At 62.2% G+C, this 26,279-nt stretch carries 23 protein-coding genes and 1 riboswitch; of the genes, 12 read left to right on the top strand and 11 right to left on the bottom strand.

Translation table 11 applies throughout. The annotated features are described in order from the left end of the window. The first annotated feature begins 24 nt into the window (after window positions 1-24). Genes ETW24_RS16885 through ETW24_RS16875 form a run of 3 tightly spaced genes read left to right on the top strand, consistent with a single transcriptional unit; the run spans window position 25 to window position 2,308 of the window. Window positions 25-1,386 carry a DUF6638 family protein gene (locus ETW24_RS16885; protein ID WP_129372132.1) on the top strand — a complete coding sequence of 454 codons (1,362 nt, stop codon included), beginning with the start codon at window positions 25-27 and terminating at the stop codon, window positions 1,384-1,386. Further along, window positions 1,387-1,653, top strand: coding sequence for a hypothetical protein (locus ETW24_RS16880; RefSeq protein WP_129372131.1), 267 nt, complete (start codon window positions 1,387-1,389; stop codon window positions 1,651-1,653). 10 nt (window positions 1,654-1,663) lie between these two features. Beyond that, window positions 1,664-2,308, top strand: a complete 645-nt coding sequence (locus ETW24_RS16875) for a DUF1523 family protein (RefSeq protein WP_129372130.1) — start codon at window positions 1,664-1,666, stop codon at window positions 2,306-2,308. A 73-nt stretch (window positions 2,309-2,381) separates the two neighbouring features. Here ETW24_RS16875 and ETW24_RS16870 read toward each other — a convergent pair whose 3' ends face one another. After that, window positions 2,382-2,933 carry a TetR/AcrR family transcriptional regulator gene (locus tag ETW24_RS16870; RefSeq protein ID WP_129372129.1) on the bottom strand — a complete coding sequence of 184 codons (552 nt, stop codon included), beginning with the start codon at window positions 2,931-2,933 and terminating at the stop codon, window positions 2,382-2,384. A gap of 3 nt (window positions 2,934-2,936) precedes the next feature. Next, entirely contained in the window at window positions 2,937-3,473 is a 537-nt protein-coding gene (locus tag ETW24_RS16865; RefSeq protein ID WP_129372128.1) for a dihydrofolate reductase family protein, read from the bottom strand. Between the two features lie 272 nt (window positions 3,474-3,745). Next, a riboswitch (cobalamin riboswitch) is annotated at window positions 3,746-3,947 on the top strand. A 105-nt stretch (window positions 3,948-4,052) separates the two neighbouring features. Between ETW24_RS16865 and ETW24_RS16860 the strand changes: the two genes are divergently transcribed. After that, a complete protein-coding gene (locus ETW24_RS16860) occupies window positions 4,053-5,288 on the top strand; it encodes an aromatic ring-hydroxylating oxygenase subunit alpha (protein WP_129372969.1) in 1,236 nt (411 codons plus the stop codon). A 4-nt stretch (window positions 5,289-5,292) separates the two neighbouring features. Continuing rightward, complete coding sequence (locus ETW24_RS16855; RefSeq protein WP_129372127.1) at window positions 5,293-6,378, top strand: hybrid-cluster NAD(P)-dependent oxidoreductase; 1,086 nt, start codon at window positions 5,293-5,295, stop codon at window positions 6,376-6,378. Between the two features lie 52 nt (window positions 6,379-6,430). On the opposite strand, the gene ETW24_RS16850 is transcribed toward ETW24_RS16855, so the two are convergent. Further along, a complete protein-coding gene (locus ETW24_RS16850; RefSeq protein WP_129372126.1) occupies window positions 6,431-8,083 on the bottom strand; it encodes an ABC transporter substrate-binding protein in 1,653 nt (550 codons plus the stop codon). Window positions 8,084-8,186: 103 nt separating this feature from the next. Next, on the bottom strand, window positions 8,187-9,845 hold the full coding sequence (locus tag ETW24_RS16845; protein WP_129372125.1) for a BCCT family transporter: 1,659 nt from the start codon (window positions 9,843-9,845) through the stop codon (window positions 8,187-8,189). Between the two features lie 119 nt (window positions 9,846-9,964). On the opposite strand from ETW24_RS16845, the gene ETW24_RS16840 reads away from it, so the two are divergent. After that, on the top strand, window positions 9,965-10,897 hold the full coding sequence (locus ETW24_RS16840) for a LysR family transcriptional regulator (RefSeq protein WP_129372124.1): 933 nt from the start codon (window positions 9,965-9,967) through the stop codon (window positions 10,895-10,897). A gap of 13 nt (window positions 10,898-10,910) precedes the next feature. Here ETW24_RS16840 and ETW24_RS16835 read toward each other — a convergent pair whose 3' ends face one another. Together ETW24_RS16835 and ETW24_RS16830 are read right to left on the bottom strand one after the other, a co-directional pair. Then, window positions 10,911-12,314, bottom strand: a complete 1,404-nt coding sequence (locus ETW24_RS16835; RefSeq protein WP_237456017.1) for an MATE family efflux transporter — start codon at window positions 12,312-12,314, stop codon at window positions 10,911-10,913. Between the two features lie 124 nt (window positions 12,315-12,438). Further along, entirely contained in the window at window positions 12,439-14,016 is a 1,578-nt protein-coding gene (locus tag ETW24_RS16830; RefSeq protein WP_129372123.1) for a DUF5928 domain-containing protein, read from the bottom strand. Window positions 14,017-14,159: 143 nt separating this feature from the next. Between ETW24_RS16830 and ETW24_RS16825 the strand changes: the two genes are divergently transcribed. Further along, complete coding sequence (locus tag ETW24_RS16825; protein WP_129372122.1) at window positions 14,160-14,978, top strand: sulfotransferase family protein; 819 nt, start codon at window positions 14,160-14,162, stop codon at window positions 14,976-14,978. 345 nt (window positions 14,979-15,323) lie between these two features. Here the strand turns inward: ETW24_RS16825 and ilvD are convergent, their stop codons facing one another. Then, on the bottom strand, window positions 15,324-17,168 hold the full coding sequence (gene ilvD, locus ETW24_RS16820; RefSeq protein WP_129372121.1) for a dihydroxy-acid dehydratase: 1,845 nt from the start codon (window positions 17,166-17,168) through the stop codon (window positions 15,324-15,326). Window positions 17,169-17,301: 133 nt separating this feature from the next. Beyond that, on the bottom strand, window positions 17,302-18,480 hold the full coding sequence (locus tag ETW24_RS16815) for a benzoate/H(+) symporter BenE family transporter (RefSeq protein WP_129372120.1): 1,179 nt from the start codon (window positions 18,478-18,480) through the stop codon (window positions 17,302-17,304). Between the two features lie 105 nt (window positions 18,481-18,585). Here ETW24_RS16815 and ETW24_RS16810 point away from each other — a divergent pair, with 105 nt between their 5' ends. The 3 genes from ETW24_RS16810 to smpB all read left to right on the top strand — a co-directional run bounded on the left by ETW24_RS16810 (window position 18,586) and on the right by smpB (window position 20,611). Beyond that, a complete protein-coding gene (locus tag ETW24_RS16810; protein ID WP_129372119.1) occupies window positions 18,586-19,146 on the top strand; it encodes a helix-turn-helix domain-containing protein in 561 nt (186 codons plus the stop codon). A gap of 82 nt (window positions 19,147-19,228) precedes the next feature. Beyond that, the gene (locus tag ETW24_RS16805; RefSeq protein ID WP_129372118.1) at window positions 19,229-20,083 is read left to right on the top strand and encodes a DMT family transporter; all 855 of its coding nucleotides are present in this window, start codon (window positions 19,229-19,231) and stop codon (window positions 20,081-20,083) included. A 45-nt stretch (window positions 20,084-20,128) separates the two neighbouring features. Next, on the top strand, window positions 20,129-20,611 hold the full coding sequence (smpB, locus tag ETW24_RS16800; RefSeq protein WP_129372117.1) for an SsrA-binding protein SmpB: 483 nt from the start codon (window positions 20,129-20,131) through the stop codon (window positions 20,609-20,611). A gap of 338 nt (window positions 20,612-20,949) precedes the next feature. Here the strand turns inward: smpB and ETW24_RS16795 are convergent, their stop codons facing one another. After that, window positions 20,950-22,158: a leucine-rich repeat domain-containing protein gene (locus ETW24_RS16795; protein WP_237456014.1), complete on the bottom strand. Its 1,209-nt coding sequence runs from the start codon at window positions 22,156-22,158 to the stop codon at window positions 20,950-20,952. A gap of 164 nt (window positions 22,159-22,322) precedes the next feature. Here ETW24_RS16795 and sseA point away from each other — a divergent pair, with 164 nt between their 5' ends. Together sseA and ETW24_RS16785 are read left to right on the top strand one after the other, a co-directional pair. Continuing rightward, window positions 22,323-23,177: a 3-mercaptopyruvate sulfurtransferase gene (gene sseA / locus ETW24_RS16790; RefSeq protein ID WP_129372116.1), complete on the top strand. Its 855-nt coding sequence runs from the start codon at window positions 22,323-22,325 to the stop codon at window positions 23,175-23,177. Continuing rightward, on the top strand, window positions 23,177-24,361 hold the full coding sequence (locus tag ETW24_RS16785; RefSeq protein WP_129372115.1) for an amino acid aminotransferase: 1,185 nt from the start codon (window positions 23,177-23,179) through the stop codon (window positions 24,359-24,361). Before sseA ends, ETW24_RS16785 begins: the two co-directional genes overlap by 1 nt. Before the next feature lie 182 nt (window positions 24,362-24,543). On the opposite strand, the gene ETW24_RS16780 is transcribed toward ETW24_RS16785, so the two are convergent. Both ETW24_RS16780 and ETW24_RS16775 read right to left on the bottom strand, forming a co-directional pair. Beyond that, a complete protein-coding gene (locus ETW24_RS16780) occupies window positions 24,544-25,878 on the bottom strand; it encodes an ammonium transporter (RefSeq protein WP_129372114.1) in 1,335 nt (444 codons plus the stop codon). A gap of 26 nt (window positions 25,879-25,904) precedes the next feature. Further along, the gene (locus ETW24_RS16775; protein ID WP_129372113.1) at window positions 25,905-26,258 is read right to left on the bottom strand and encodes a P-II family nitrogen regulator; all 354 of its coding nucleotides are present in this window, start codon (window positions 26,256-26,258) and stop codon (window positions 25,905-25,907) included. Window positions 26,259-26,279 lie beyond the last annotated feature (21 nt).

Raw genomic sequence — 26,279 nt, 5'->3', positions numbered from 1 at the left:
CCGTAATACGGATAGGAGCAATACATGAAACGCCTCATCCAGCATGGCCTGATGTTCGGCAATCTCTTCCATGTGGCCTCGCCCGCGCTGGTGGAGCGGTACAATCGCGCGCTGAAGCATCTGACCGGCAAGGCCACGCAGCTCACCGATTTCCACGTCGATATCTCGGGCTACTCACCAGAAATCGGGGATGAGCTGGGGGATGATCACTATCTGAACCATGCAGGCGTGAACCGGCAGTTCATTCTGCTGTCGACCGAGCAGAAACGCTGCCCGCTGCTGCACGTGAAATTCTCGACCAGCCGGGACATCTTGCGGCGGTTCATCGAGGTCAATGAACGCCAGTTGTTTGCGCTGACGGCGACGGATGCGGTGGCAGGCGAGCTGGTGAATTCAGTGTTTGAGGTGCCCTCTGCGGCCAAGTTGTTCGACATCCGGCAGGTGCGGATCGAGGCGGATACCACCAAGGGTACCCTGCGCCATGCGGACCATCTGGCGGAGCTGGTGGAGCGGTTCAAAACGCATGAGGATGCCTGGTTCGATGACGCGCTGATCGGGGAGATGATCCAGACATCTGCAAAGACCGGCGATGTGACCCGCAATCCGGTGCATCTGGAGCATGAGGTCTTTGAGCAGTCGAACTTCTGGACTGCGCATTTCGGCGGGCTTTATGTGTTTCAGGACGTTGAGCACCCGGCGGTGATTGCCAGCGGAGCAAAGCCCGAGGACGTGCCGCTGGCCCGCGTGTTTGATCTGAGCGAGCGCAATGGGATTGCCAAGTTTCTGGAACTGAACGGGCTGGCAGAGCCGGTGATCCGGTCGCGCGGCGTCGATGGCGCGGCGATCCTGCGGCAGAAAATGGGGTTCCTGGCGGTGAGCGTGCTGACCGGGAAGGGCCGGGACCTCACTGGCCTGTCGCGCGGTGACCTGCGGCGGATGGCGGCGCGGCATGCGGATGAGCTGCCGGCGGAGTTCGAGGGGCTGGCGGCGCTGGTGCGCTGGGCCGAGGGGGGCGGCAAATGGCCGAAGATCCGCTCGGACCATCCGGCCTATTTCTATTCCTTGCGGGCGTCGGACACTGCCCAGCGGGACTTGGTGAATATGCTGCTGGCGGAGCTGTGCCCGCATGACTTCCGCCAGATGTTTATCTGCCACAAGGAAGAATTCTACCGCCAGTACCGGGGCTGGCCGGAGACGAAAAAGGCCTATGCGGCTGAGTTCCTGGCGCGGGAGTATGCGGTGGACAAGGCCGGCGCGCGCGCCGCGCTGTTCGGGCATGAGCCGGATATGCAGGGCCGTCTGCCCAAGCTGCCGCGGGTGCAGCGCAAGGGGATGGTCGATCGGGTCGGCCCCTGGGGCGCGGTCAGCCGGGTAAGGGACCGCTGAATGTTCGGTTTTTTTCGCCTGATCCTGATCCTGCTGGTGGTGCTGACCGTGGCCTATGGCACGGTGTCGCTTTATTCGCGTGAGGTGCGGCGGGCGAAACTGAAACGCCGCTGGAAAGAGAAGGGGTTGACCGGCGACCGCTCCGCCTTCATCCAGCGGGGGCTGAAACAATACGACCGCTCGTTCCGGCGCAAGCTGATCCTGCTGGTCTATATCATTCCGCTGGGGGCGCTGGCGTTTCTGGTCTATGTCATTAACTTCATGTGAGGTGCAGCAGATGCGTTTCATCAAATGGGCTTTCCTGATCACCATCTGGGTGCTGTTCGGGGCCTTTCTGCATTATACGCTGCCGCAGTACGATGTGGTGCGGATCGTCAATACCTATGAGGAGCGGCAGGAGCTGAACGACTGGACGAGGGTTTTCTGGTCGCAGCCGGATGACCAGTCGGCGGAGCTGATCAACCGCGATGTGCAGTTCATCCAGGCGGTGCGCCCCAATGGCCGCAATATCGTGTACCGGAATGAGGATACCGGCTGGAATTGGCCGCCCTATTTCAAGTTCGATACGGCCAATCTGTATACGGATGCCAATGACAGCATCTCAACCAAGGCGAACCCGGAATGGGTGGCGGTGATGCACTACGGCTGGCGCAATGAATTCCTGTCGGTCTTTCCCAACGCGGTGACGATCAACCCGGTTGCGGGACCGGAGGACAAGCCAACCAACTGGTTCACGATCATTGTTCTGGTGCTTCTGGCGGCGGTGTTCTGGGCCGTCTATGTGCGCTGGCGCCGCTTCCGCCGGGCGCGGATCGATCCGATGGTCGAGAATGTCGAAGACAGCCTGTATGCCGCCGGCGATGCGCTTGCCGAGCGCAGGGGGCGGTTCCGGCGCTGGCTGGACAGCTGGAAGTCGAAGTGACGAGAGGGGCCGCGGACCGGGCGGCTCTGAAACTTGCAAACGGATGCGCGGGCCTGAACGGGCCCGCTTTTTTTTATTCGATACGGTCGAGCACCCAATCCAGCGCCGGGGTGAAATCGCCAGCCGAAAGCGCCCCGCGTGGTGCCGCGGCGGCAGCAAAGGCGAAACCGTGTGTGTAATCCACCAGCAGGCAGAGAATGGTGCGGGCCTCTGCGCCAGATACGTCTGCGGCGGTGATTTCCGCCTCGATCAGCCGGGTCAGCCCGGTCAGGGAGGGGCCGATCAGGGCCGGGTTTTCCAGGATGCACTTTGCAAGCTCCGGATGCTTGGTCACCTGGGCGCAATAGCGTGTCATCAGGTCGCGCAGCCGCAGTTTGGGCGTTGCCGCTTCTGACGGGGTGTCTGAACCTGCAAACGCAATGGCGACGAGGGATGCAATCATCTCGTCCTTGGTTCCGGCGTGATGGGCAACGGCCATCGGGGTGACGCCAAGCGCCTTTGCCAGTGCTTTGAAGGTGAGGGCCTTGCTGCCGCCCTCATCGAGCAGCTGCAGGGCCGTTTTCAGCACATCATCCTTGCTGAGGGTCCGGCTGCCCCTGGGCGGGCGGCCCATGCGCGGGGGCATTGGTCAGGCTACCCGGAACGTGGTCTGGACCATGCCGGTGGGCAGGATGCGGGAGCTTGCCACCTGGAGGTCGATGTCCCGGTCCAGGCTGCCGAACAGCGGAATGCCGCTGCCGATCAGAATCGGGACCGTTGTGATGGTCAGATCGGCGATAAGCCCCTGGCGCAGGAAGGACTGCACCATCCGTCCGCCGTCGATATAGGCGCGGGTCCAGCCCTCTTCTTGCAGCTCCTGCATAAGGTCTGCGGGCGCGGCGGTGCTGAGGCGCACCTTGTCCTTCAGCTCCTCGGGAATGTCCTGTTCGGTCAGGCTGCTGCTGAGGACCACAACAGGTTTGCTGTAGGGCCATTGGCCGAACCCGAGCAGGGTGCGCAACGATCCGGTTCCCATGACCAGCCCGTCGACGCTGTCCATGAAGGCGGCAAAGCCGCCATCGTCATCTTCGGCAACAGGCTGTTTGTGCAGCCAATCCAGCGAATGGTCCTGGCGGGCCACAAAGCCGTCGAGGCTGGTGGCGATGAAGACGTGGCCGGTGGTCATCGGGTTCTCCTGTGCATGCGGTTAATTATACGGAATATAATTAACCGCATGCCGCGTTCCAAGGGGCTGACGCAAGATTCACTGCGTGCGAATCGATTCGGTGGGATCAGCCGCGGGTAACCGCATGAAAGATAAGCGCTTGCCGCAAACGGGCCGGCGGATGCCGGTTTGAGTTTCTGGACATCCCTGTCCCGCCCGGCGCGGCAAACCTGCATGTCTTATTCCGGTTTCGCCGGGTCGGTTTTGTTTCCGATGGCGGGAAATTTTTCAGGCAATACCGCAGATAGCAAGGTGCCGTCCTTCGGGGCGGAGAATTGGGAAGCTGGTGAAACTCCGGCACTGCCCCCGCAACGGTGACCCCGGGCAAGGCATGGCAAACAACCACTGAAGCCAAAGGCTTCGGGAAGGTGCCAGGCCCCGCCGCCAAAGCGGCCCCGGGACAGTCCGGAAACCAGCCTTGCCATGAAAACGTCAACCGCGGACGGCGGCGGGGCGGTTGCGGCGCGTGTCCGCAATCCCTTTGCCTATGCCTGCACCCAAGCCAACACGCCGCGGGGATGCGGCAGAGGAGAGAAGCAGATGCTTCACGACAGCGAAATTCTGGCCAAGCTGATGGCGCGGCAGAAAAACCATTCTCTGGAACAGGTGTTCTACACCGATCCGGGTGTTTTGGATCTGGACATGCGGCAGATCTTCTACCGCGAGTGGCTGTTTGCCATTCCCGCCTGCGAAGTGCCGAAAACGGGCAATTATGTGACCCATCAGGTGGGGTCGTATAACGTCATCATCGTGCGTGGCACTGATGGCGAAGTGCGTGCTTTCCACAACGCCTGCCGCCACCGCGGTTCGGTTGTGTGCAAGGCGAAAAAGGGCAATTCGCCCAAGCTGGTCTGCCCTTACCACCAGTGGACCTACGAGCTGGACGGCAAACTGCTGTGGGCGCGTGACATGGGGCCGGATTTCGATGCCTCCAAACACGGGCTGAAGCCGGTGCATTGCCGCGACCTGGCCGGGCTGATCTACATCTGCCTGGCGGATGAGGCGCCGGACTTCGATGCCTTCGCCGACGTCGCCCGCCCCTACCTGGAGCCGCATGATCTGGGCAATGCCAAGGTGGCCTTTGAAAGCTCGATCATCGAGAACGGCAACTGGAAGTTGGTCTGGGAGAACAACCGCGAGTGCTACCACTGCGGCGGCAACCACCCGTCGTTGTGCCGGACCTTCCCCGAGGACCCTTCGGTCACTGGGGTTGAGGGCGGCGAGACCCCGCCGCATCTGCAAAAGCACTTTGACCGGATTGAAGCGGCAGGCTGCCCGGCGCAGTTCAGCATGGATGCGCGCGGCCAGCACCGGCTGGCGCGGATGCCGCTGAATGAGGGCGCGGAAAGCTACACCATGGACGGCAAAGCGGCAGTGGCCAAGCCGCTGGGCCGGGTGCCCTTTGCGGATGCCGGCACGCTGCTGAAGTTCCACTATCCGACCACCTGGAACCACTTCCTGCCGGATCATTCCCTCGTGTTCCGGGTCACTCCGATCAGCCCGACCGAAACCGAAGTCACCACCAAATGGCTGGTGCACAAAGATGCGGTCGAGGGCCAGGATTACGACATCAAGCGCCTGACCGAGGTCTGGATGGCGACCAATGACGAGGATCGCATTGTGGTCGAAGACAACCAGCAAGGCATCAACTCCCCCGCCTATGAACCCGGTCCCTATTCCGAGGTGCAGGAAAGCGGCGTCATCCAGTTCTCCAACTGGTATGCTGAACACCTGACCCGTGCGCTGACCGGCCGCCATCTGATTGCGGCGGAGTAAGATCATGGGATTGCAGGCCAATTTTGAGACTCTGGACGAAACCCTGGCGTGGAAGGACGACGAGATGCTGGAATGCGTCTCGGTTGTTCCGGAAGCGCCGAACACCGCCACCTTCAGCTTCCGCGCGCCGTCGGGCGCGTGGTTCAAATACCAGCCGGGCCAGTTCCTGACGCTGGAGCTGCCGGTGCCGGAAGGGACAGTCTGGCGCACCTATACCATCAGCTCGTCGCCCTCGCGGCCCTTGTCGATCTCGGTCACGGTCAAGGCCCAGGGCGACAGCATCGGCACCCGCTGGATGCTGGACCATCTGCGCCCCGGCAGGGTCCTGCGCGCCTCCGGCCCGGCGGGGGTGTTCACCCTGCCAAAGCGCCCGAATGGCAAGTTTCTGTTCATCTCCGCAGGCTCGGGCATCACGCCCAGCCTGTCGATGACCCAGTATCTGTTCGACCGCGGCCAGTCGCCCGACATCTGCTTTATCAACTGCGCCAAACGCCCCAGCGAGATCATCGCCCGCCAGCAGCTGGAAAGCATGGCGTCGCGGCTGCCGGGGCTGAAGCTGAACCTGGTGGTGGAAGAGGACGACCCTTATCAGGTCTGGACCGGCTACCGCGGCCAGCTGAACCAGATCATGCTGGGCCTTATCGCGCAGGATTACCTGGAGCGCGAGGTCTATTGCTGCGGGCCGGAACCCTTCATGCAGGCGGTGCGCGACATGCTCAACGGCCTGGGCTTTGACATGGAGAACTACAACCAGGAGAGCTTTGGCGCGCCGGTTGAAACAGCCGCTGATGTGCCCGTGATCGACGATGTGGTGCCGGAGGAAACTGCTGCCGCCGAGATCAGCTTTGCGGCTTCCGGTGTTATGGCAACCTGCACCGAGACCGATACGGTGCTGGCGGTGGCCAAGGCCTCGGGTCTCAACATTCCGTCGGGCTGCACCTTCGGAATCTGCGGCACCTGCAAGGTCAAGAAAACCGCAGGCGAGGTGCATATGGTCCACAACGGCGGCATTTCAGAGGAAGACGTGGAGGCCGGTTTCATCCTGGCCTGCTGCTCCAACCCGATTGGCCGGGTTGAGGTCGATATCTGATGAAAACGGGCGCGCGCCGGATCTGGTGCGCGCCCTTGTTTTCGAGGCCTGATCAGGCTTCCAGTGCCAGCTTGTGCACATGGATTTCGTTGATCGGATGGCTCTCGGCGCCGATAACTCCGGGGCGGGCGTGGCGGTAGAGCGAGCGCCAGTAGGGCTGGATCACGGTGCCGTCGTCGCGCATGAACTGCTCGATCTTTTCCATGTGGCCGCGGCGGACATCGGCGTCGGCAATGGCCGAGGCAGCCTCCAGCATGGTATCGAACTCGGCGCTGGCAAGTCCGGTTTCATTCCAGGCCACCCCGGTTTTATAGGCCAGTGTCAGCACCTGCACCCCCAGCGGACGATGGCCCCAGTCGGTGGAGCTGAACGGGTATTTGTCCCAGTCGTTCCAGAAGGTGTTGCCGGGCAGAACCGTGCGTTTGACCTTGAGGCCTGCGTCGCGCATCTGTGCTGCCAGCGCATCGGTGGTATTGCGCCGCCAGTCGTCGTCGATTGAGTACAGCTCATGCTCGAAATCGAGCATCCCGGCCTCCTCCATCAGCGCGCGCGCGGCTTGCGGGTCGCGCACCGGGGCGCCGATATCGGCGTATTCCGGGTGGATCGGGCAGACGTGGTGGTTTTCCGCCAGGGTCCCGCGGCCGTCATAGCCAAGTTCCAGCAGCACCGCGTTGTCGCAGGCCAGCGCCAGGGCGCGGCGGACGCGGGCATCGGCATAGGGCTGCGCGCCATCGACCTCGGCGTCGCGGTTGGTGCGCAGCACCAGCGTGTTGGCCGAGATCGACTCGCTCACGTTCCAGCCGATGGAGGTGAAGATATCGACGTATTCCCCCACGGTTTCATAGACCATGTCGATTTCTTCGGCCTCGGCGGCTGACAGATGCGTGGAGCCGTCGGTGCCGAAATCAACAAACTCGATCCGGTCCAGATGGGCGCCTTCGCCCCACCATTCGTGGCCGGTGTTCTTTTCCAGTGCCACTTTGACGCCGACCTCGTATTCCACCAGTTTGTAGGGGCCGGTGCCGACCGGGTCGGCGCCCGGATCGCCCGACCAGCCGTCCGGCACAATGGCCGCGGGGTATTCGGTCACTGCCGGGATGATTGTGATGTCGGGGCGGGTGAGCTTCACCTTCAGCGTCAGATCGTCGACCACCTCCAGCGCGCCCTCGGCGGGGCCGTCGCCGGCCTCGTTCTGCAAGGAACCCATGCGGGCCGCCATTGAGTTGCCTTCCCATTTGCCATCGCACCAGCGGGCAAAGTTATAGGCCACGTCCTTGGCGGTCAGGGTGCCGCGGCCGTCGTTCCAGTTCACGCCGGGGCGGATGTGCAGCAGGTATTCGGTGGCATCCTCGTTGACCTCCCAGCTTTCCAGGAGGCGCGGCTCAAAGGTGCCGTCTGCGTTGTACTGCACCAGGTATTCCAGATAGCCGCGTACCAAGTTGCCAAGTTGCGGCCAGTTGAACAGCGGCGGATCAAGCAGCGCCCGTACCACCTGCTGGATGCGGATGGTGCCGCCCTCTTGGACATTGACCGCCGCCTGCACCGGCTGACTGAGGCCGATCATGCCATAGGCCGCGGATGCGGTTACACCCAGCGCGGTTGCGCGGGACAGGAACTCGCGGCGGTCCAGTTTGCCTTGGGCTGTTTCCTCCGCATGCATGCGCACTGCGGGGTGGAGGGTTTCCCTGTTGTAGTATTGGGTCATTTTGCTTCCTTTGTTGCTGTGTTCAGCGCCGGAAAAGATGCGGGCAGCATTGGAAAGGGTGTGAATGGCTGCCCCGCCCGCCAGCAGCCATCCGCCGGGGGCTTTATTCCGCCGGCTCCTGGATGATTGTGGTGGCGATCCCTGCCTGTTCGCGGCGGCCGTCGTTGTAGATCGCCTTGATCAGGGCTGCGCATTGCAGCACCATCACCACCGAGAAGGGCAGGGCGCCGATCACCATAGCGGTCTGGATCGCCTTCAATCCGCCGACCAGCAGCAGCGCCGTCACCACCGCGCCAAGCGCCACACCCCAGAAGATGATATGCGGGCGGGCCTTGGGGCCTTCGTCGCCGGCGGCGTTGATGGTGTTGACGATCAGCACCGCGCTGTCCGCCGTGGTCACCAGATAGGTCATCAGCAGGATCACGATCATCACCGACATCGCCCAGCCGACCCAGGGCGACAGCATGTATTGTACCATGGCAAAGATCTTGTCGCCATCAGGTGCCGAGGAGATCTGCCCGCTTGCGCCGCCGTTCAGTTCCAGATCAATTGCCGTGCCGCCGGCCCAGGTGAACCAGACAAAGCACATCAGCGACGGCACGATCATGGCGCCCAGCACAAATTCGCGGATGGTGCGGCCCTTGGAGATGCGGGCCAGGAACAGGCCGACAAAGGGCGCAAAGGCAATCCACCAGGCCCAGTAAAACACCGACCAGGCGCCCTGCCAGCCTTCCAGCTTTGTGGCTACGCTGTCCGGGCTGCCGTCGCCGGTCCAAACGCGGAACATCATATCCGGCAGTGCAATCAGGTAGTCCCACAGGCCGACAACCAGCGCCTGCAAGCCAAAGAAGGTGGAACCAAACAGCAGAAAAAAGCTGAGCAAGGCGATGCTCAGCACCATGTTGATGTTCGACAGCCACTTGATCCCCTTGCCGACACCCGACAGGGCCGAGGCAGTGGAGGCCGCCATAATCACCAGGATTGCAACAATCACACCGGCGGTATTGGCGGTGCCGGCCTCGTTGGTCAGCCCGTCAATGCCAATACGGGTGAGGCCGGAGACGAACTGTTCCACCCCGAAACCCAGGGTCTGCGCCACGCCAAGGATGGTGGCGACCACGGCGACGATATCCACCACATGGCCGATGGACCCGGACAGCCGGGCGCCGAACAGCGGTGTCAGCGACGAGCGCATGGTCAGCGGCAGCCCGCGGCGGTAGCTGAAGAACCCCAGCGCCAGCCCGGCAATTGCATAGCAGGCCCAGGCACCCAGCCCCCAATGCAGGAAGGACCATTTGTAAGCCATGCGGATATTGTCCGCAGCACCGCCATTGGTCAGGCCTTGGATCACTTCGGGGTTATTGTTCCAGTGGTAGATCGGCTCGGCCACCGCCCAGGTCAGCATGCCGACCCCGATGCCGGCCCCGAACATCATCGAGAACCACGAGAAATTGGAGAATTCGGGTCTGTCGTCCGGCTGCCCCAGTTTCAGTTTGCCCGCCGTTGGCCAAATGGCCAGCGCGATGCAGCACAGCACGAACAGTGCCACGGTCCAGACGTACCAGGCGCCGAAGGAAGCGAGGATGAAACCGTTGACCGAATTCAGCACGGCGCCGGATTGTTCGGGAAAGGCAATGGCCCAGACCACCAGCCCGCCGATCATCAGTTTTGACGAAATGGTGACGATCTGGCTGAAGCCCCGGTAAAATCCGCTGTCGGATGTGCCGATCGGCAGATCCGTTAAAGGAGGTTTGATTGACATGAAAATTCCCTGTTTCTGTTGATCTGCCCGTTGATGCCGCCCGGGGCTACGGCTTAGCAGACCTTACACAGGGCATTTTCTGGTACAAAAATTCTGCCTTTTGCAGTAGGCAATAATTTATGAATGACATTAGCAGCATTAATAGGAAGCTGAGCTATAACCTGGTCGCGCTGCATAGTTTCGACCTGGTGGCCCGGCATGGTAATTTCACCGGCGCAGCCGAGGCGCTGGGGCTGACACAATCGGCGGTCTCGCAGAAAATCAAGGGGCTTGAGACGGAATTGGGTATTGCTTTGTTCCGGCGCGAGCACCGCGGTGTGTCGCTGACCAACGAGGGTGTGCGGCTGTTGAATGTGGTCCGCCCGGCGATGGCGCAGATGGGGAACTCGGTGGCGTCGCTGCTGGAGCGGAAGTCCCGCCCCAGGGTGCGGATTTCGGCGGATTTTGCCTTTGCCAGTTTCTGGCTGTTGCCACGGCTGTCGCATCTGCGCGCCGAACTGGGGGATGAGATCGAAATCCAGATCCTCGCCTCGCAGGTAGCGCCGGACGACTATGGCGAGGATTGCGATATCAAGATCCACGTCGGCCCGCGCAGCAGTATGGGTGACGGCGATGTGATGCTGCTGCAAGAACGGGTTGGGGCGGTGTGCAGCCCGGCCTATCTGGAACGGCATGGCCCGGTGTCTTCAGCAGCAAGCTTGCTGGACTTACAGCTGCTCAGCCTGTCGAAACCGGCCTCGGCGGAGTGGCAGACCTGGCAGGGCTGGTTCGACCGCTTGGGTATCGCGGGGGAGCGGTCGAAGAACTACATCAGTTTCAACAACTACGACATGGTGGTGCAATCCGCAGTGTCGGGGGATGGCATCGCCCTGGGCTGGCTGGGGCTGATCGACCGGTTGCTGCAGAACGGGTCGCTGGTCAGGGTGGTGCCGGATGTGGTGGTCAGCGATGCCGGCTATGTGATGTCGCGCGACTATTCCAGCCGCCTGCGGGGGCCCAGCCTGGTGTTCGACTGGATCGCCGAACATCTGGCAGGTTCCGCCGTGATGTAGGGCTGGTGCCGGATTACCAGCCGCGGCGCCCCAGCAGGGCGTGCAGCCGGTTCTGCGGGGCAAAGGCATCGACCGCGGCAGGCCGGGTCAGCCGCAGCAGCACCCGGCGCACCAGCAGCCCGCCCAGGCAGGCAAAGATCACCCCGCCGGCTGCCTGGCCCAGCAGAACCCCCGGTGCGCCACCCAGGGTGCCGCCCAGCACCGCCAGCGGCCAGGTGCCCAGGGTGTGGCGGCCCCAGTTGATCCAGGTGGAATAGACCGGGCGGCCCAGATTGTTGAAGCTGGCGTTTTCGACAAACAGCACCCCGTTGAAAAAATACGCCAGCGCCAGCGGCCCGCAGAATAGGTAGATCAGCGCGCGGGTTTCACCGGTGGCCGAGAACAGATCCGCAATCGGCACCCGCAGGGCAAACAGCACCGCCGCCATCAGCAGCACGTAGACCGCGGTAAAGGCGATGCCGGCCAGAAACGCCTGGCGCACGCGGGCAAACTGCCCGGCGCCAAAGTTCTGGCCGATGATCGGGCCGATGGCGCCGGACAGCGCAAAGATCACCGAAAATGCCACCGGCATCAGGCGCCCGATCACCGCCATCCCGGCGACCGCTTCAGTTCCGAACTGGGCGATTTCACGCAGAACAATAGCATTGCCGAGCGGGGTTGCGACATTGGTCAGCACCGCAGGCACCGCAATGGCCCGGATCGTCCGCAGGTCGCCGCCGATCTGCCGCAGCGAGGGCCGCATGAAGCCCTGATGCACCCTGATGGCGGGCCAGAAGGCGGCCCCCAGCATACAGGCCCGCGCCAGCACCGAGGCAATGGCTGCCCCGTCCAGCCCCAGTCCCAAACCAAAGATCAGCAGCGGGTCCAGCACCGCGTTCAAGCCGCCGCCATACAGCGTCGCCATCATCGACCGGCGCGCATCGCCATGGGCGCGCAGCACCGCCATGCCGGTCATCGCCAGCGCCATTACCCACATCGTCGGCAGAATGATCCAGACATAGCGCATGGCCAGCCGCAGCACCTCGCCCTCGGCGCCGAGCAGCGCCAGGATCTGTTCCAGAAACGCCAGCACCAGAACCGGCATCAAAAGCCCGGCCAGCACCCCGATGGCGGCCACGCTGGTGGCGTAGTGCTGCGCCTGATCCGGCCGCCCCGCCCCCAGCTCCCGCGCTACCAGCGAACCTGCAGCGATCGACAGTCCGATATTGATCGAATTGGTGAAAAACAGCAGCGTTCCGGCATAGCCCACCGCAGCGGCCAGAGAGTCGTTTCCCAGCATCGCGATAAAGGCCATGTCGACGAAATCAACCGCAAACATCGCCATCAGCCCGATGCTGGCGGTCAGCGACATGCGGGTGACATGCCGCATCAGGCTGCCGGTCAGAAAGACGGCTTTGCGGTCCGGCTGGTCTGCCATCGTTCATTCCTTTCGGTCTTCATGGCCCAGGTCCGGGTGGTCCGGGCAAATCCGGCCGCCGGCCTAAGGCAAAGCCGCAATCCCGGTCTTGTCAATGCGCGCTGCCGCACACGCGGCGGCCGGATCAATCTGCGAACAGGTAATGGGTTCCTGCAATCTGCATGGCTTTCTCCTCGGTCAGACCCAGGAAACCGCGCAGCTGCCCGGCGTTTTCCTCCGGGCTGCTGCTTTCCCGCATATGAAACAGCTGGCTGAACCCGGCATCGCGGATGCGGTCGTTTTCATGCAGGATGTCGTTGCGGATAGTCGGCAGCAGGCGCTCCAGCGTCAATTGCGGTGTGCGCTCACCCGCCAGTCCGACCCGGTGCGCGTGGCCGGTCAGATAGTCGTTGCTGAACTCGCATTCGATCTGCAGGAAACGGGTCGAGGAGCGGTCGGAATCGAAATCGTTCATCAGGTCGATGGCGCCGGGATCCAGGCAGATGATCAGCTGATCGGATTCGTAGTATTCGAACAGCATCCGCATCAGCGCGCGGCGGTGCCGGGTGCGCTTCAACAGCGCCGCCTGGATGCCGCCGAGGTCGGGCAACGGGGTGTCTTCTTCGTTGAACAGGTATTCGATGGCCGGGATATTTGTCACTTGGCGGATCTGTTCCAGCAGCCGCTTGGCCACGTGCCATTTCTTGCAGATCACGATCAGCAGCTCGCGTTCACGCCCCAGCGAGCTTTCGGTCTCCCAGAACCGCGGTGCAAACCGGCGCCCGATCCGGCCCCGCTGGACCAGGAATGTATACAGGCTGCGCCCCTCGTTCGAGATTTGAAAGTCGATGCCTTGCGCCGCATAAAGCCGCCCAAGCCGCGATTTCAATTCTGTCGCTTCGGGGCTGATCTTGCGGGCGAACAAAAAGTCCTGGCTCAGCAGCAGGTCGTAATGGTCATTGTGGAAATTCACCGGCATCCCGTAATCGGTGAACATCAGGAAGGTGAGGGTCCGGGTCTCGATCTCGCCTTCCGGGATCAGGTGGCGCACCAGGGTCTGAAAGAAGGTTTCATCCGGGATCCAGGTGGTGCGGAAGAACCGCATCACATCGCGGCGCCTGCGGGTGAAATCCAGAATCCACTCCACCGTGCGGCGGCGCAGGCACCACCACTGGCTGCCGATCTGCACCTGGATATCGGCCGGCACCTCGCGCTGCAGCCCCAGGCGTTTCTGCAGGCCGTGGCTCCAGTAGAACAGCTGCTTGTGCTTGCGCTCGTTAAAAATGTGCCGGTAGATCAGCCGGTCTTCCTTCATGCCGGTCTTGATCCAGTCGCTTTCGAAGAAATCGAAGCTTTCGATGAAATCCTTGTCATGCTGATCAAGGAACCGGTGGGCATACTCCGCAGTTTTCACCGCCATGCAATCGCCCGACAGCATGTAGAAATGGGTGGCACGCGGGAATTCATCAACCGCGCTGCGCAGCGCGTGCAGCGTCGCCTCAACCAGCGACCATTCCCCCCAGCCGCATTTGATCCGCTTTTTGGCAAAGGTCACATTTGGATTGTCTGCCAGTTCAGCCCGGATCAACTGGTAGTCTTCCGGCGCCGCCCGTCCGTCAAAGTGAATCGCCATGTAATCACCAGCCGCGGTCAGCCGCTCAGCCTGCTGGATGATCGCCTCGGGGTCTTTATGGCAGAGCAGAATATATGCGATTTTTGCCATGGCGTGGACGGATTGCCTTGTTTTGCCTGATTGTTTCCCTTGATAAGCGGGCTTAAGGCACGAATAAACCAGATAGTTCCCGTTTCGGTAAACATATGCGAATACTGCTGGGGACAAGGCAAGAATAATCAAGAGGGCAGCGGATGGGGTTTCCCGGCACTTGGATGACGGAAAGTGAAAGTGTGGTCTACCGGGTGGTGCCGAAATGCGCCTGCTCGACGATCGGGCAGATCCTGCATTACTCCGATCATGGGCAGTTCTTCGAGGGCGATATCCATGACGCCAAGCAGGGCCTGCACAAATGGGCGCTGGAACACAGCCAGGGTCCGATCACCCGCAATGTACAGGGGCATCGGTCTTACGCCTTTACCTGTGTTCGCAATCCTTACACCCGCGTGCTCAGCTCGTTCTTTGACAAGATCTGCGGCATCCAGCGCAACGGGCGGCGCTACCGCGGCAATCTGGTGCCCAAGCTGGCCTATGAATACGGCATCGAGGTCGGCGGCGACGACGGCAAGCAGGAATTCGACCAGATCGCCAGCTTCCGCCGGTTTCTGCTGTTCGTGCGCGACACCATCCGCTGGCGCCGCCCGATGGACCCGGACATACACTGGTCGGCGATGTCGGGGCATGTGTCCACCTTCATCCTGAACGGCGGGCGCTACAACCGGATCTTCTGGACCGAAGATTTCAACGCCGGCATGCAAGGGGTGCTTGATGCGATCGAAACGCCGCATGCGGTAGATTTGGCGTCGATCCCTCGGTTCAACGAAAGCGAAGGCCACGGCCCCAAGCGCGCGCACGCCGTTGAGGACTACTTCGACGACCTGTCGATGCATCTGGTCTACGAGATCTACAAACGCGATTTCGAGCTGTTCAAATACGATTTCGAGAACCCGGGCAACAAGATGCCGGTGGGCGAAATCGACCTGGACGAAGTACACGCCAAGCTGGGGGAGTGAGGCGGCAGGGAGGAAAAGGGGGCTCCCGCGCCTGAGCCGCAGCATCAAAGATGCAGCGGCAAGCCTTGGGCCGGGCGCCGCTGGCGCGGCGCGGCGGCGCTCCAGAAAAGCCCGCACAGCTTCTTTCTGGTTCCAAATACTCACCGCGGGAGGCACGCCGTGCGCTAGCGCGGCGCTTGGCCCAACGCCGCTTGGCGCGCTGGCGTTAGCTAGCGGGGCGTAGCGGGGGCGGGAGTTTTTTGCTGAAACAGGAATGATGCTGAGAGGCGGTTCAGGGACAGGCGCCAAAAGAAAACCCGCCGCGTTTTTTGCGGCGGGTGTTGAATGTTTCGTGACTGAAGGGCTTCAATCCTCGTCGGGCAGCGCGCGGACGGCGCCCTTGGCGGCGGAGGTGGCCAGCAGCGCATAGGCCTTCAACGCCTTGGAAACCTTGCGCTTGCGCGGCTCGGCGGGTTTCCAGCCTTTGGCGTCCTGTTCCTCGCGGCGTGCCGCCAGCTCTTCGTCGGAGACTGCCAGGTGGATCGAGCGGTTGGGGATGTCGATCTCGATGGTGTCGCCCTGGCGCACTAGGCCGATGGTGCCGCCTTCGGCGGCCTCGGGCGAGACATGGCCGATCGACAGGCCCGAGGTGCCGCCGGAGAAGCGCCCGTCGGTCAGCAGCGCGCATTTCTTGCCCAGGCCTTTCGACTTCAAATAGGAGGTCGGGTAGAGCATTTCCTGCATGCCGGGACCGCCGCGCGGACCCTCATAGCGGATCACAACCACGTCGCCTTCTTTGACCTTGCCGGTCAGGATGTCGTTCACCGCCGCATCCTGGCTTTCGCAGACATAGGCCGAGCCGTTGAAGGTGAGGTTGCTGGCATCGACGCCGGCGGTTTTCACGATGCAGCCGTCCAGCGCGATATTGCCGAACAGCACCGCAAGGCCACCGTCCTGGCTGAAGGCGTGCTCTTGCGAGCGGATCACGCCGCCTGCGCGGTCCACGTCCAGCTCTTTATAGCGGTTCGACTGGCTGAAGGCTTGCGTTGTGCGCACGCCGCCGGGGGCTGCCTTGAACAGCTCTTCGGCTTCGGGGTTATTGGCAACCTTGACGTCCCACTTGGCAATCGCCTCGCCCATGGTCGAGGAGTGCACGGTGCTGCAATCATTATGCAACAGGCCTGCACGGGACAATTCACCCAGGATCGAGAAGATACCGCCGGCCCGGTGCACGTCTTCCATATGCACATTGGCTGTGTTCGGCGCCACCTTGCACAGGCAGGGTACCTTGCGGCTCAGCTGGTCCATGTGGGACATGTTGAAGTCGACTTCGCCCTCATTGGCGATGGCCAGCAGGTGCAGCACCGTGTTGGTGGAGCCGCCCATGGCAATGTCCAGGCTCATCGCGTTCTCAAACGCCTTGAACGTGGCAATCTCGCGCGGCAGCAGGCCCTTTTCCTCGCCGACATAGTGACGCTTGGTAATATCGACGATCTTGCGGCCGGCCTCCAGGAACAGGTGCTTGCGGTCCGCATGGGTCGCCAGGGTCGAGCCGTTGCCGGGCAGCGCCAGGCCCAGGGCCTCGGCCAGGCAATTCATCGAGTTGGCAGTGAACATGCCCGAGCACGACCCGCAGGTGGGGCAGGCGTTCTCTTCGATGTGCTGGACCTGCTCATCGGTGAACTTGTCATTCGCTGCGGCGACCATCGCATCGACCAGGTCGATCTTCTTCATGTCCAGATCGGCAATGTCGATCTTGCCTGCTTCCATCGGGCCGCCGGAGACAAAGATCGCCGGGATGTTCAGCCGCATCGCGGCCATCAGCATGCCCGGTGTGATCTTGTCGCAGTTGGAGATGCAGACCATGGCATCGGCGCAATGGGCGTTGACCATGTATTCGACGCTGTCGGCAATCACTTCGCGCGACGGCAGTGAATACAGCATGCCGTCATGGCCCATGGCGATACCGTCATCCACCGCGATGGTGTTGAATTCCTTGGCGACGCCGCCGGCCGCCTCAACCTCACGGGCGACCATCTGGCCCAGGTCCTTCAAATGGACGTGGCCGGGCACGAACTGGGTAAAAGAGTTGACGATGGCGATGATCGGTTTGCCAAAATCATCGTCTTTCATGCCGGTGGCGCGCCACAATCCGCGCGCGCCCGCCATGTTGCGGCCATGGGTGGAGGTTCTGGATCGGTACATTGGCATCAGGCTATTTCCCTTAGTCTTTGCCCTCAGGGACACGATTTGCGCAATAAAGGCAACCTGCCGGGGGGCTGTTCGGTAATTTTGGCGCAGTTGGCGCCGGATTTCAGCGGTGAAATGTCTCTCGGGTTGTTTCTCAGGCGCGGGCGGGCGCTGGTTCGGGGCTTTTCAGCCAGTGATTCACCGCCAGTCCCAGCACCAGCGCCCAGAACGGCGCACCGATTCCAAAGAAGCTGACACCGGACACCGTGGTCATAAAGGTGATCAGTGCCGCCTCCCGGCCCTTGGCATCTAACAGCGCGGCAGACAGGCTGTTGCCGATAGTTGACAGCAGCGCAAGGCCCGCGACGGTGGCCACCAACGCCTTGGGTGCGATCAGAAACAGGCTGATCACGGTGGCGCCGCCCAGACCCACCAGAATGTAGACGAGACCCGTCATGACACCGGCCAGATAGCGGGTGTCCGGGTTCTCATCCGCCTCCGGCCCTGCGCAGATCGCAGCTGTGATGGCGGCGAGGTTGAAGGCAAAGCCGCCGAAGGGCGCAAGGATCAGCGAGGCCAGCCCGGTGACGGTTAGGCTAGCGGAGACAGGGGGTGCGTATCCGCAGGCCTTCAGCGCGACCACACCAGGCATGTTCTGCGAGGACATGGTGACGATGTACAAGGGCAGGCCGATACCGATCAGCACAGGCAGCGAAAAAGCCGGCATTATGAATTCGGGGCGGGCCAGGGTGAGGTCCAGCGCCTCCAAGCTGCCAAAAGCTCCGGTGCCTGAGCACCAGGCCACACCTGCCGCCAGCACCGCTGGGATTGTGTAGCGCGGAAACAGTTTGCGGCCCGCAAGGAAGGTGAGACCCATCACCGTCACCAGCGCGGTGTCACTTTGCAGCGACGTGAAAGCCGAGAGGCCGAACTGGAACAGAAGGCCCGCCAGCATAGCGCTGGCCAGGCTGTCCGGGATAAGGCGGGAGAGGGCGGCAAACCAGCCAGTGACGCCGGTAAGGGTCAAGAGCACGGCGCATAACAGGAAAGCGCCGACCGCCTCGGCCAGCGGCACGCCGTTCAGGCTGACCGCCAGCAGCGCCGCGCCGGGGGTGGACCAGGCTGTCAGGATCGGCATCCGGTAGATCAGCGACAGGATCAGGCAGGTGATCCCCATGCCCAGCCCCAGCACCAGCATCCAGCTGCCCGCCTGGGACGGGGTGGCGCCGACGGCCTCAATCGCCTGAAAGATGATCGCAACCGAACCGGTATAGCCCACCAGCACAGCCACCGCGCCGGAGACAAGATGCGAGAGTTTCAGATCCTTGAGCATGCGGCTTTTCCTCTGGCGCCGGATCGGCTAGGGGTGTTGTGCGTTATAGCGCACACTACACATCGTGCGCTATAACGCACAAGTGTTTTTTGAGCGGCGGATCTTATGAGCGATGAAACCATCACCCTGAACCTGCGCAACATCCGTACGCAGGCGGGGCTTAGCCTGTCCAAAGCGGCGGAGATCACAGGGGTCAGCAAGGCAATGCTGGGGCAGATCGAGCGCGGCGAATCCAGCCCGACGATTGCCACCCTGTGGAAGATCGCCAAAGGGTTTCACCTGCCGCTGACCGCGTTGATCGGCGAAGCGACGCGACCCGTGGGAGAGGCGGCGGGTGTTTATGAAACCGTGCAGTTTCCCGGCAGCATCGGTGTGAAAATCGTTTTTCCCTTCGATCCGCTGCTGGGGGCCGAGACCTTTAAGGTCACGCTGCGGCCAGGGCAAAGCCACCAGTCCCAGCCGCATGACACCGGTGTGACCGAGGAAGTGTTTGTGCTGCACGGGTCAATGGAGGTGCTGCGGGGCGGCGAATGGGTGCCGCTGGAGGCCGGGCAGGGCTTGCGCTTTGCCGCCGACCAGCCGCATGGCTACCGCAGCGCCGGGACCGGCGCGGCTTTTCTCAACATGCACCATTACCGGCAGGCAGGTCTGACGCAGCGGGACTGAAATCCTTCACTTGTGCATTGTCTGCGGCGGGCCTACCACTTGCCCAAGCCATTGAGTTTTCTGGATTTGAAAGGGCACCGGAATGGACACGCTGCGCGGAAGCCTGTTGATGGTGCTGGCCATGGCCACTTTTGCGCTGGAGGATATGTTCATCAAATCCGCGGCCCGCGACATTCCTGTGGGACAGATTCTGATCCTGTTCGGGTTGGGCGGCATGGTGATCTTTGCCGCGATGGCGCGTGCGCAGGGTCACGCCCCCTGGCACCCGGGTTTCGGCACGCGCCCGATGCTGCTGCGGTCTGTGGCAGAGGTCGCAGGACGCCTGTGCTACACGCTGGCGATTGCGCTGACGCCTTTGTCCTCGGCCTCGGCCATCCTGCAGGCAACGCCTTTGGTTGTGGCTGCAGGTGCTGTGGTGTTCTTTGGCGAGACGGTGGGCTGGCGGCGCTGGCTGGCGATCGGGCTGGGGTTTGCCGGGGTGCTGCTGATCCTGCGGCCGGGGCTAAGCGGGTTTGAACCTGCCTCGCTGTTTGCGGTTGCCGGCACGCTAGGGTTTGCGGGCCGTGATCTGGCCACTCGCGCGGCGCCTAAAGATATGAGCAACAACCAGCTGGGGTTCCTTGGTTTTGCCATGCTGGTGGTTGCCGGTGTGGCCGCGCTGGGCTGGACGGGCGGGGCGGTCTGGCCAAGCCTGGGCAATTCGCTGAAAATCACGGCAGCCACGGTGATCGGCGTCATTGCCTATAACGCTTTGTCCGGGGCGATGCGGGCGGGCGAAATCTCGGTGATTGCGCCGTTCCGCTATACCAGGCTGATCTTTGCCATGGTGCTGGGGGTGCTGGTTTTTGGCGAACGGCCCGATATGCTGACCCTGATCGGCAGTGCGGTGATTGTCGGCAGCGGTGTTTTCACGCTGCTGCGCAGCCGCAAGGCGTGATGCGCGCCTTGCGCCCGCCGCCGCGCCGCCTTACATCTGCCTCCCATGGCCAATAAGAAGCAGACATCCGACCCGAATTACAAAGTGATCGCCGAAAGCCGGCGGGCGCGGTACGATTACGCGATCGAAGATGATATCGAATGCGGCATCATGCTGGAGGGGTCCGAGGTCAAGGCGCTGCGCGGGGGCGGTTCCAACATCGCCGACAGCTATGCCGCGGTGGAGAACGGCGAGCTGTGGCTGGTGAACGCCTATATCCCGCCTTACGAGCAGGCCAAGCTGTTCAAGCATGAAGAGCGCCGCCGCCGCAAGCTGCTGGTATCGCGCAAAGAACTGTCGGATCTGTGGAACGCCACCCAGCGCAAGGGGATGACCCTGGTGCCGCTGGTTTTGTACTTCAACCACAAGGGCCGCGCCAAGATCAAGCTGGGCATCGCCAAGGGCAAGAAGAACCACGACAAGCGGGCGAGTGAGGCCAAGCGCGACTGGTCCCGCCAGAAGCAGCGGCTGTTGAAGGACGCACGCTGATCAGGGGAGGGCGCTGCCCTCTTGGCCTGGCGGCCAATTCACCCGAGGGTATTTCCAACCAGAAAGAAGCAGGGTTTGTGCGCCTGCAAGCGGATACCGATGCGTGTCATGGCATTGGTGTTATTCTGCCTGACAATCCCCTGCAGCCGGCCGGTGCCGCCGGGGCTGGTCCCGGGGTTCTGGGGGTGCTTTGGGTGTCTGACTGGTTAAGTCAGACATGCGTTGCCCTGCAGGTTCGCTTTTGGATCAAGCCCGGACAGAGACCGCGGCCCAGCGGGATGTGCCGCCGCCGCTGCCGAAGATCAGCGCCAGTGCAGACCGCGCTGAAACTGTACCTGTTAGGGGGTGGCTGCGATGTACTGGGCTATATTCTCTTTCCCAAGCAGGCGCCTGTGCGTCTCGAAGTCAGGGCCGGCAAAGACAATCCGCAGGTTTTCAACCTCCAGCAACGGCTGCAGCGCCTCGACGGGCAGACCGATCGCCCGGAGAATCGAAAGCTCTTTAAGGTTCTTAAGCGGGGTGAGATCGGTGACGGCTGTTCCGGAAATGCTGAAGTCCCAAAGGGTCTCCATGTCCTGCACCGCAGCAAGGCTGGACACGGCAGTATTGGTGAGCGACAGCACACGCAGGTTTTTGCCCGCCAGAGGCGCAAGGCTGGAGACGTCCGTGTCTGTCAGGTTCAGCTTGTGCAGCGCATCCAGCCCTTTCAGCGGTGTGATGTCGCTGATCCGGGTTCCGTCCAAGGCCAGCTCCTTCAGACCGGTTGCCCCTTTTATCGGGATCAGGTCCGCCACCTGCGTGTCTGACAGGATCAGGGTGTGCAATGCAGGTTTTCCCTCCAGCCCCTCCAGGTTTTTCAGCTGAGTTCCATCGGCGCGCAGCATCTCCAGCCGGTCGGAGGCGGCCAGTGCAGCCACGCTTTGGACCGGGCAATTGGAGATCCAGGCCACCTGCAGGTTGGTGCCTGCCAGCGGGCTGAGGTCAGAGACCTGAGTGTTGAAGGCAAGAAAAACCTCCAGCCCGGTAAGGCCTGACAGCGGGCTTAGGTCGGAGATACCGGAATCCGCGATATTCAGGCTTTGCAGCCGGGTCAGGCTGCTGGCAAAGGACAGATCGGTGACGTCCCCGGCACCCCAGACCGAGAGGTGTTCAAGCTGTGTCATCCGGGCCAGCGGGGTGAAATCCGGCGCGCGGACAGAATCAAGGCTGAGCCGCTTCAGCCGCGGCAGCCGGGTCAGTGGCACAAGGCCTGGCGCGGTGATGTTGACCAAGGCCAGCCTTTCCAGCTTTGGCATCGCGGCGAGGGGGGACAGATCGACAGGCTCCTTGAACCGCAGGTCGGCCATCAGTGTAAGGTCAGTCAGCTCAGTGAACTGGATCAGCCCCTGCAAGTCCGGCGTGTGGTTTCCAATCCGGACCTTTGCCTTCAAGTCGTTGCTGCCAATGCATGTTTTGCCGAAATCCACGCATTCCGCGCGCAAGGCACCGGGGCAGCACATGCCCGCTGCAATCAGAAATGCTGCAAGGAAACTGGGGAAACCGGACATACAATGGGCCTTTGCAGTGATATGCTGAAACTGGGGTCCATGTTATTACCGCTCCGTTAAAGCCCCGCAAGATTTTTGTAACCGCAGGTAGAGGGCGGCGCGGTCTTGCACCGCTGCGCCGCCGGATGTACCCATGGCGCATGCGCAGAAAGGGAGACGCTTTGATGCAGGATGATCCGAAGACGCTGGTTTCCACCGACTGGCTGGCCGCCCATCTGAAGGATCCGGACCTGCGGGTGCTGGACGCATCCTGGTATTTGCCGCAGGAAGACCGCGACCCCAAGGCTGAATATGATGCGGCCCATATCCCCGGCGCGCGCTTTTTTGACATTGATGATATCTCGGACCACCGCTCGGAATTGCCGCATATGGTGCCGCCGGTTGAGAAGTTCATGTCCCGCCTGCGGGCGATGGGTGTGGGCGACGGCCATCAGGTTGTGGTCTATGACACTGCCGGGCTGAAATCCGCCGCCCGGGTCTGGTGGCTGTTCCGGCTGATGGGCCAGCACAACATCGCCGTGCTGGACGGCGGCTTCCCGAAATGGCAGGCCGAAGGCCGCCCGGTTGAAGACTTGCCGCCGGTGATCCGCGACCGCCATATGACCGTGCGGGTGCAAAACCACATGGTCCGTGATGTCACACAGGTGTCGTCTGCTGCCAAACTGGGCGACCATGAAATCATCGACGCCCGCGCCGCCGAGCGGTTCCGCGGCGATGTGCCGGAACCTCGCGAAGGTCTGCGGGCAGGGCATATCCCCGGATCGAAAAACGTGCCCTTTGGCAGCTTGCTGAATGCGGATGGCACCATGAAAGATGCTGATGGACTGGGCGCCGTGTTTGCCGCGGCCGGTGCCGATCTGAACAAACCTGTGATTACCACCTGCGGGTCGGGCGTCACCGCCGCCGTCCTCAGCCTTGCACTGGAGCGCATCGGCAAGACCGATCATGCGGTCTATGATGGGTCGTGGTCGGAATGGGGTGCCTTCCCGACCCTTCCCGTTGCTACCGGAGAGAACTGATGTTCGAGACCCTGAAACCCCAGCCCGCTGACAAGATCCTGGCGCTGATGCAAATGTACCGCGACGACCCGCGCGCGGACAAGATCGACCTTGGCGTCGGTGTTTACAAGAACGCCGAGGGCGTCACCCCGGTGATGCGCGCGATCAAGGCGGCTGAGCACAAGCTGTGGGAAGAACAGACCAGCAAGGCCTACGTCGGCCTGGCCGGCGATCCGGCCTATGCGGATGCGATGATCAAGCTGATTCTGGGCGATGCGGTGGCGCGTGGCAATATCGCGGCAGCCGCGACCCCCGGCGGCACCGGCGCAGTGCGCCAGGCGTTTGAGCTGATCAGGATGGCCAACCCCAAGGCCCGGGTGTTTGTGTCGGATCCGACCTGGCCGAACCATGTGTCGATCCTGAACTATGTCGGCATTGAGACCATCACCTACCGCTATTTCGACCGCGAAACCCGCGGTGTGAACTTTGATGGCATGATGGAAGACCTGAAAGGCGCGCAAAAAGGCGACGTGGTGCTGCTGCACGGCTGCTGCCACAATCCGACCGGTGCCAACCTTAATGAGGTGCAGTGGAAAGAGGTCATCGCGCTACTGAACGAACGCGGGTTGATCCCGATGATCGACATTGCCTATCAGGGCTTCGGCGACGGTCTGGAAGAGGATGCGCTGGGTGTGCGCCTGGTCGCCTCCAGCTGCCCCGAGGTGCTGATTGCGGCCAGCTGCTCCAAAAACTTCGGCATCTACCGCGAGCGCACCGGCCTGTTGATGGCGGTGTCCAACGACGCGGGGGCGCAAGGGTTGAACCAGGGCACGCTGGCGTTTCTGAACCGCCAGAATTACTCTTTCCCGCCGGATCACGGCGCGCGTCTGGTGACGATGATCCTGAACGATGAGGCTTTGCGCGCCGATTGGGCGGCAGAGCTGGAAGAAGTGCGCCTTGGCATGCTGGACCTGCGCCAAAACCTTGCGGATGAATTGCAGCGGCTGACCGGCTCGGACCGGTTCGGCTTCATCGCCCAGCACCGCGGCATGTTCTCGCTTCTGGGCACCACGCCGGATTTGGTCGAGAAGATGCGGCAGGACAACGGCATCTACATGGTTGGGGACAGCCGCCTGAATATCGCGGGCCTTAATGCGCAAACCGTGCCGGTGCTGGCCAAGGCGATTGTCGACGCCGGCGTCTGAGGCCACGCCGTCAGGACAACCCGAAACGCGCTCCTTCCGGGGCGCGTTTTTCTATGGCGGCGGCAAATCCAAGACTTTTGGAAAAGTCTTGGCAAAAGTTTTCCAAAACTTTTGCGCGCTGCAAATGCACAGACGGCGCTCCATGAAAGCGCCGTCCTTTTGTTTCAATGCTGTGCAATGGGTCAGCTTGGCGAGAATTCCGGATAGGCCTCCATGCCCAGCTCCGCCATGTCCAGCCCGTTGACCTCATCCTCTTCCTCCACCCGGATGCCGGTGGTGGTGCGCAGGATGATCCACACTATGGCCGAGGCGGCGATGGTGAAGACCCCCACCACGGCAATCCCGGTCAGCTGTTTCAACAGTGTTGCATCAGGGTTCGACAACACGACCGCAACAGTGCCCCAGATACCGCAAAGCAGATGCACCGGGATGGCGCCGACCACGTCGTCGATCTGCAGCTTGTCCAGGAACGGTACTGCAAAGACCACGATCACGCCGCCAATGGCACCGATCAGGGTGGAGAGCCCCAGACCCGGCGTCAGCGGTTCGGCAGTAATCGCCACCAGACCGGCCAGCGCGCCGTTCAGGATCATGGTCAAGTCCGGCTTTTTGAACAGCAGTTGCGTCAGCACCAGCGCGGCCACCGCGCCACCCGCTGCGGCGGCATTGGTATTGGCGAAGATCCGGCTAATGTCAGCCACATCCCCAATCGACCCCATCGCCAGCTGCGAGCCGCCGTTGAAGCCGAACCAGCCCATCCACAGGATGAACGTGCCAAGCGTTGCCAGCGCCAGGTTGGAGCCGGGCATCGGGATGGTCTTGCCGTCCTTGTATTTGCCAATGCGCGGCCCCAGGATCAGCGCCCCGGTCAGCGCCGCCCAGCCGCCCACCGAATGCACCACGGTCGAGCCCGCGAAGTCCAGGAAACCCATCTGCTCCAGGAAGCCGCCGCCCCATTTCCAGCTGGCCTGGAACGGGTAGATCACCGAGGTCAGAACGATGGTGAAAATCAGGAAAGGCCACAGTTTGATGCGCTCTGCCAAAGTGCCCGAAACGATCGAGGCAGTGGCGGCACAGAACATCAGCTGAAAGAAGAAGTCTGAGCCGGTGGCGGCATAGGAATAGTCATCTGCACCTTCCGCGGTGATCCCCACCGCCTCCAGCACGCCGGGGCCGAATACTCCGGACAGCACACCGTCAACCGCCCAATTGCCCAGCGGATACATCAGGTTATAGCCGATCAACCAGTAGAATACGGCAGCCAATGAAAATAGCGCCATGTTCTTGGTCAGCTGCATGGTCACGTTCTTGGAGCGCACCAGGCCGGCCTCCAGCATGGCAAAGCCAGCGGCCATCCAGAACACCAGGCAGCCGCCGATCAAAAACAGCAGCGAGTTCAGGATGAATACGGTATCGGTCGCGGGGTTCACGCCCGGCGCAGGGCCGTTTTGGGCCAGTGCCAGACCCGGCAGCGCGGCCAGTGCCAGCGCCGCCAGGGGAAGTTTCAGGGTCTTCATAAGTCTTTCCTCCATGCCGGGCGCCTTCAGAGCGCCTCGAGGTTGGTTTCGCCGGTGCGCACCCGCACGGCCTGTTCCACGTCCAGAACAAAAATCTTGCCGTCGCCGATCTTGCCTTCACCCAGCTTCCCTGTGCGGGCGGACCCGGAGATTGCGCTGATGGCCTGGTCGGCCTGATCGGCGGGCACCACCAGTTCCAGCTTCAGCTTGGGGATAAAATTCACCTCGTATTCGGCGCCGCGGTAGATTTCCGTGTGCCCGGCCTGGGCGCCAAAGCCTTTGATTTCGGTGACCATCAGCCCGCTCACGCCAAGACCGGTCAGCGCCTCGCGGACCTCGTCCAGCTTGAAGGGCTTGATGGCGGCTATGATCATTTTCATCTCTGCATCCCTTGGTTTCCG

Source organism: Leisingera sp. NJS204 (assembly GCF_004123675.1).
GTDB lineage: Bacteria > Pseudomonadota > Alphaproteobacteria > Rhodobacterales > Rhodobacteraceae > Leisingera.
Note: the sequence above shows the minus strand (reverse complement) of the source record. Positions and strands in the feature narration are given on the sequence as shown.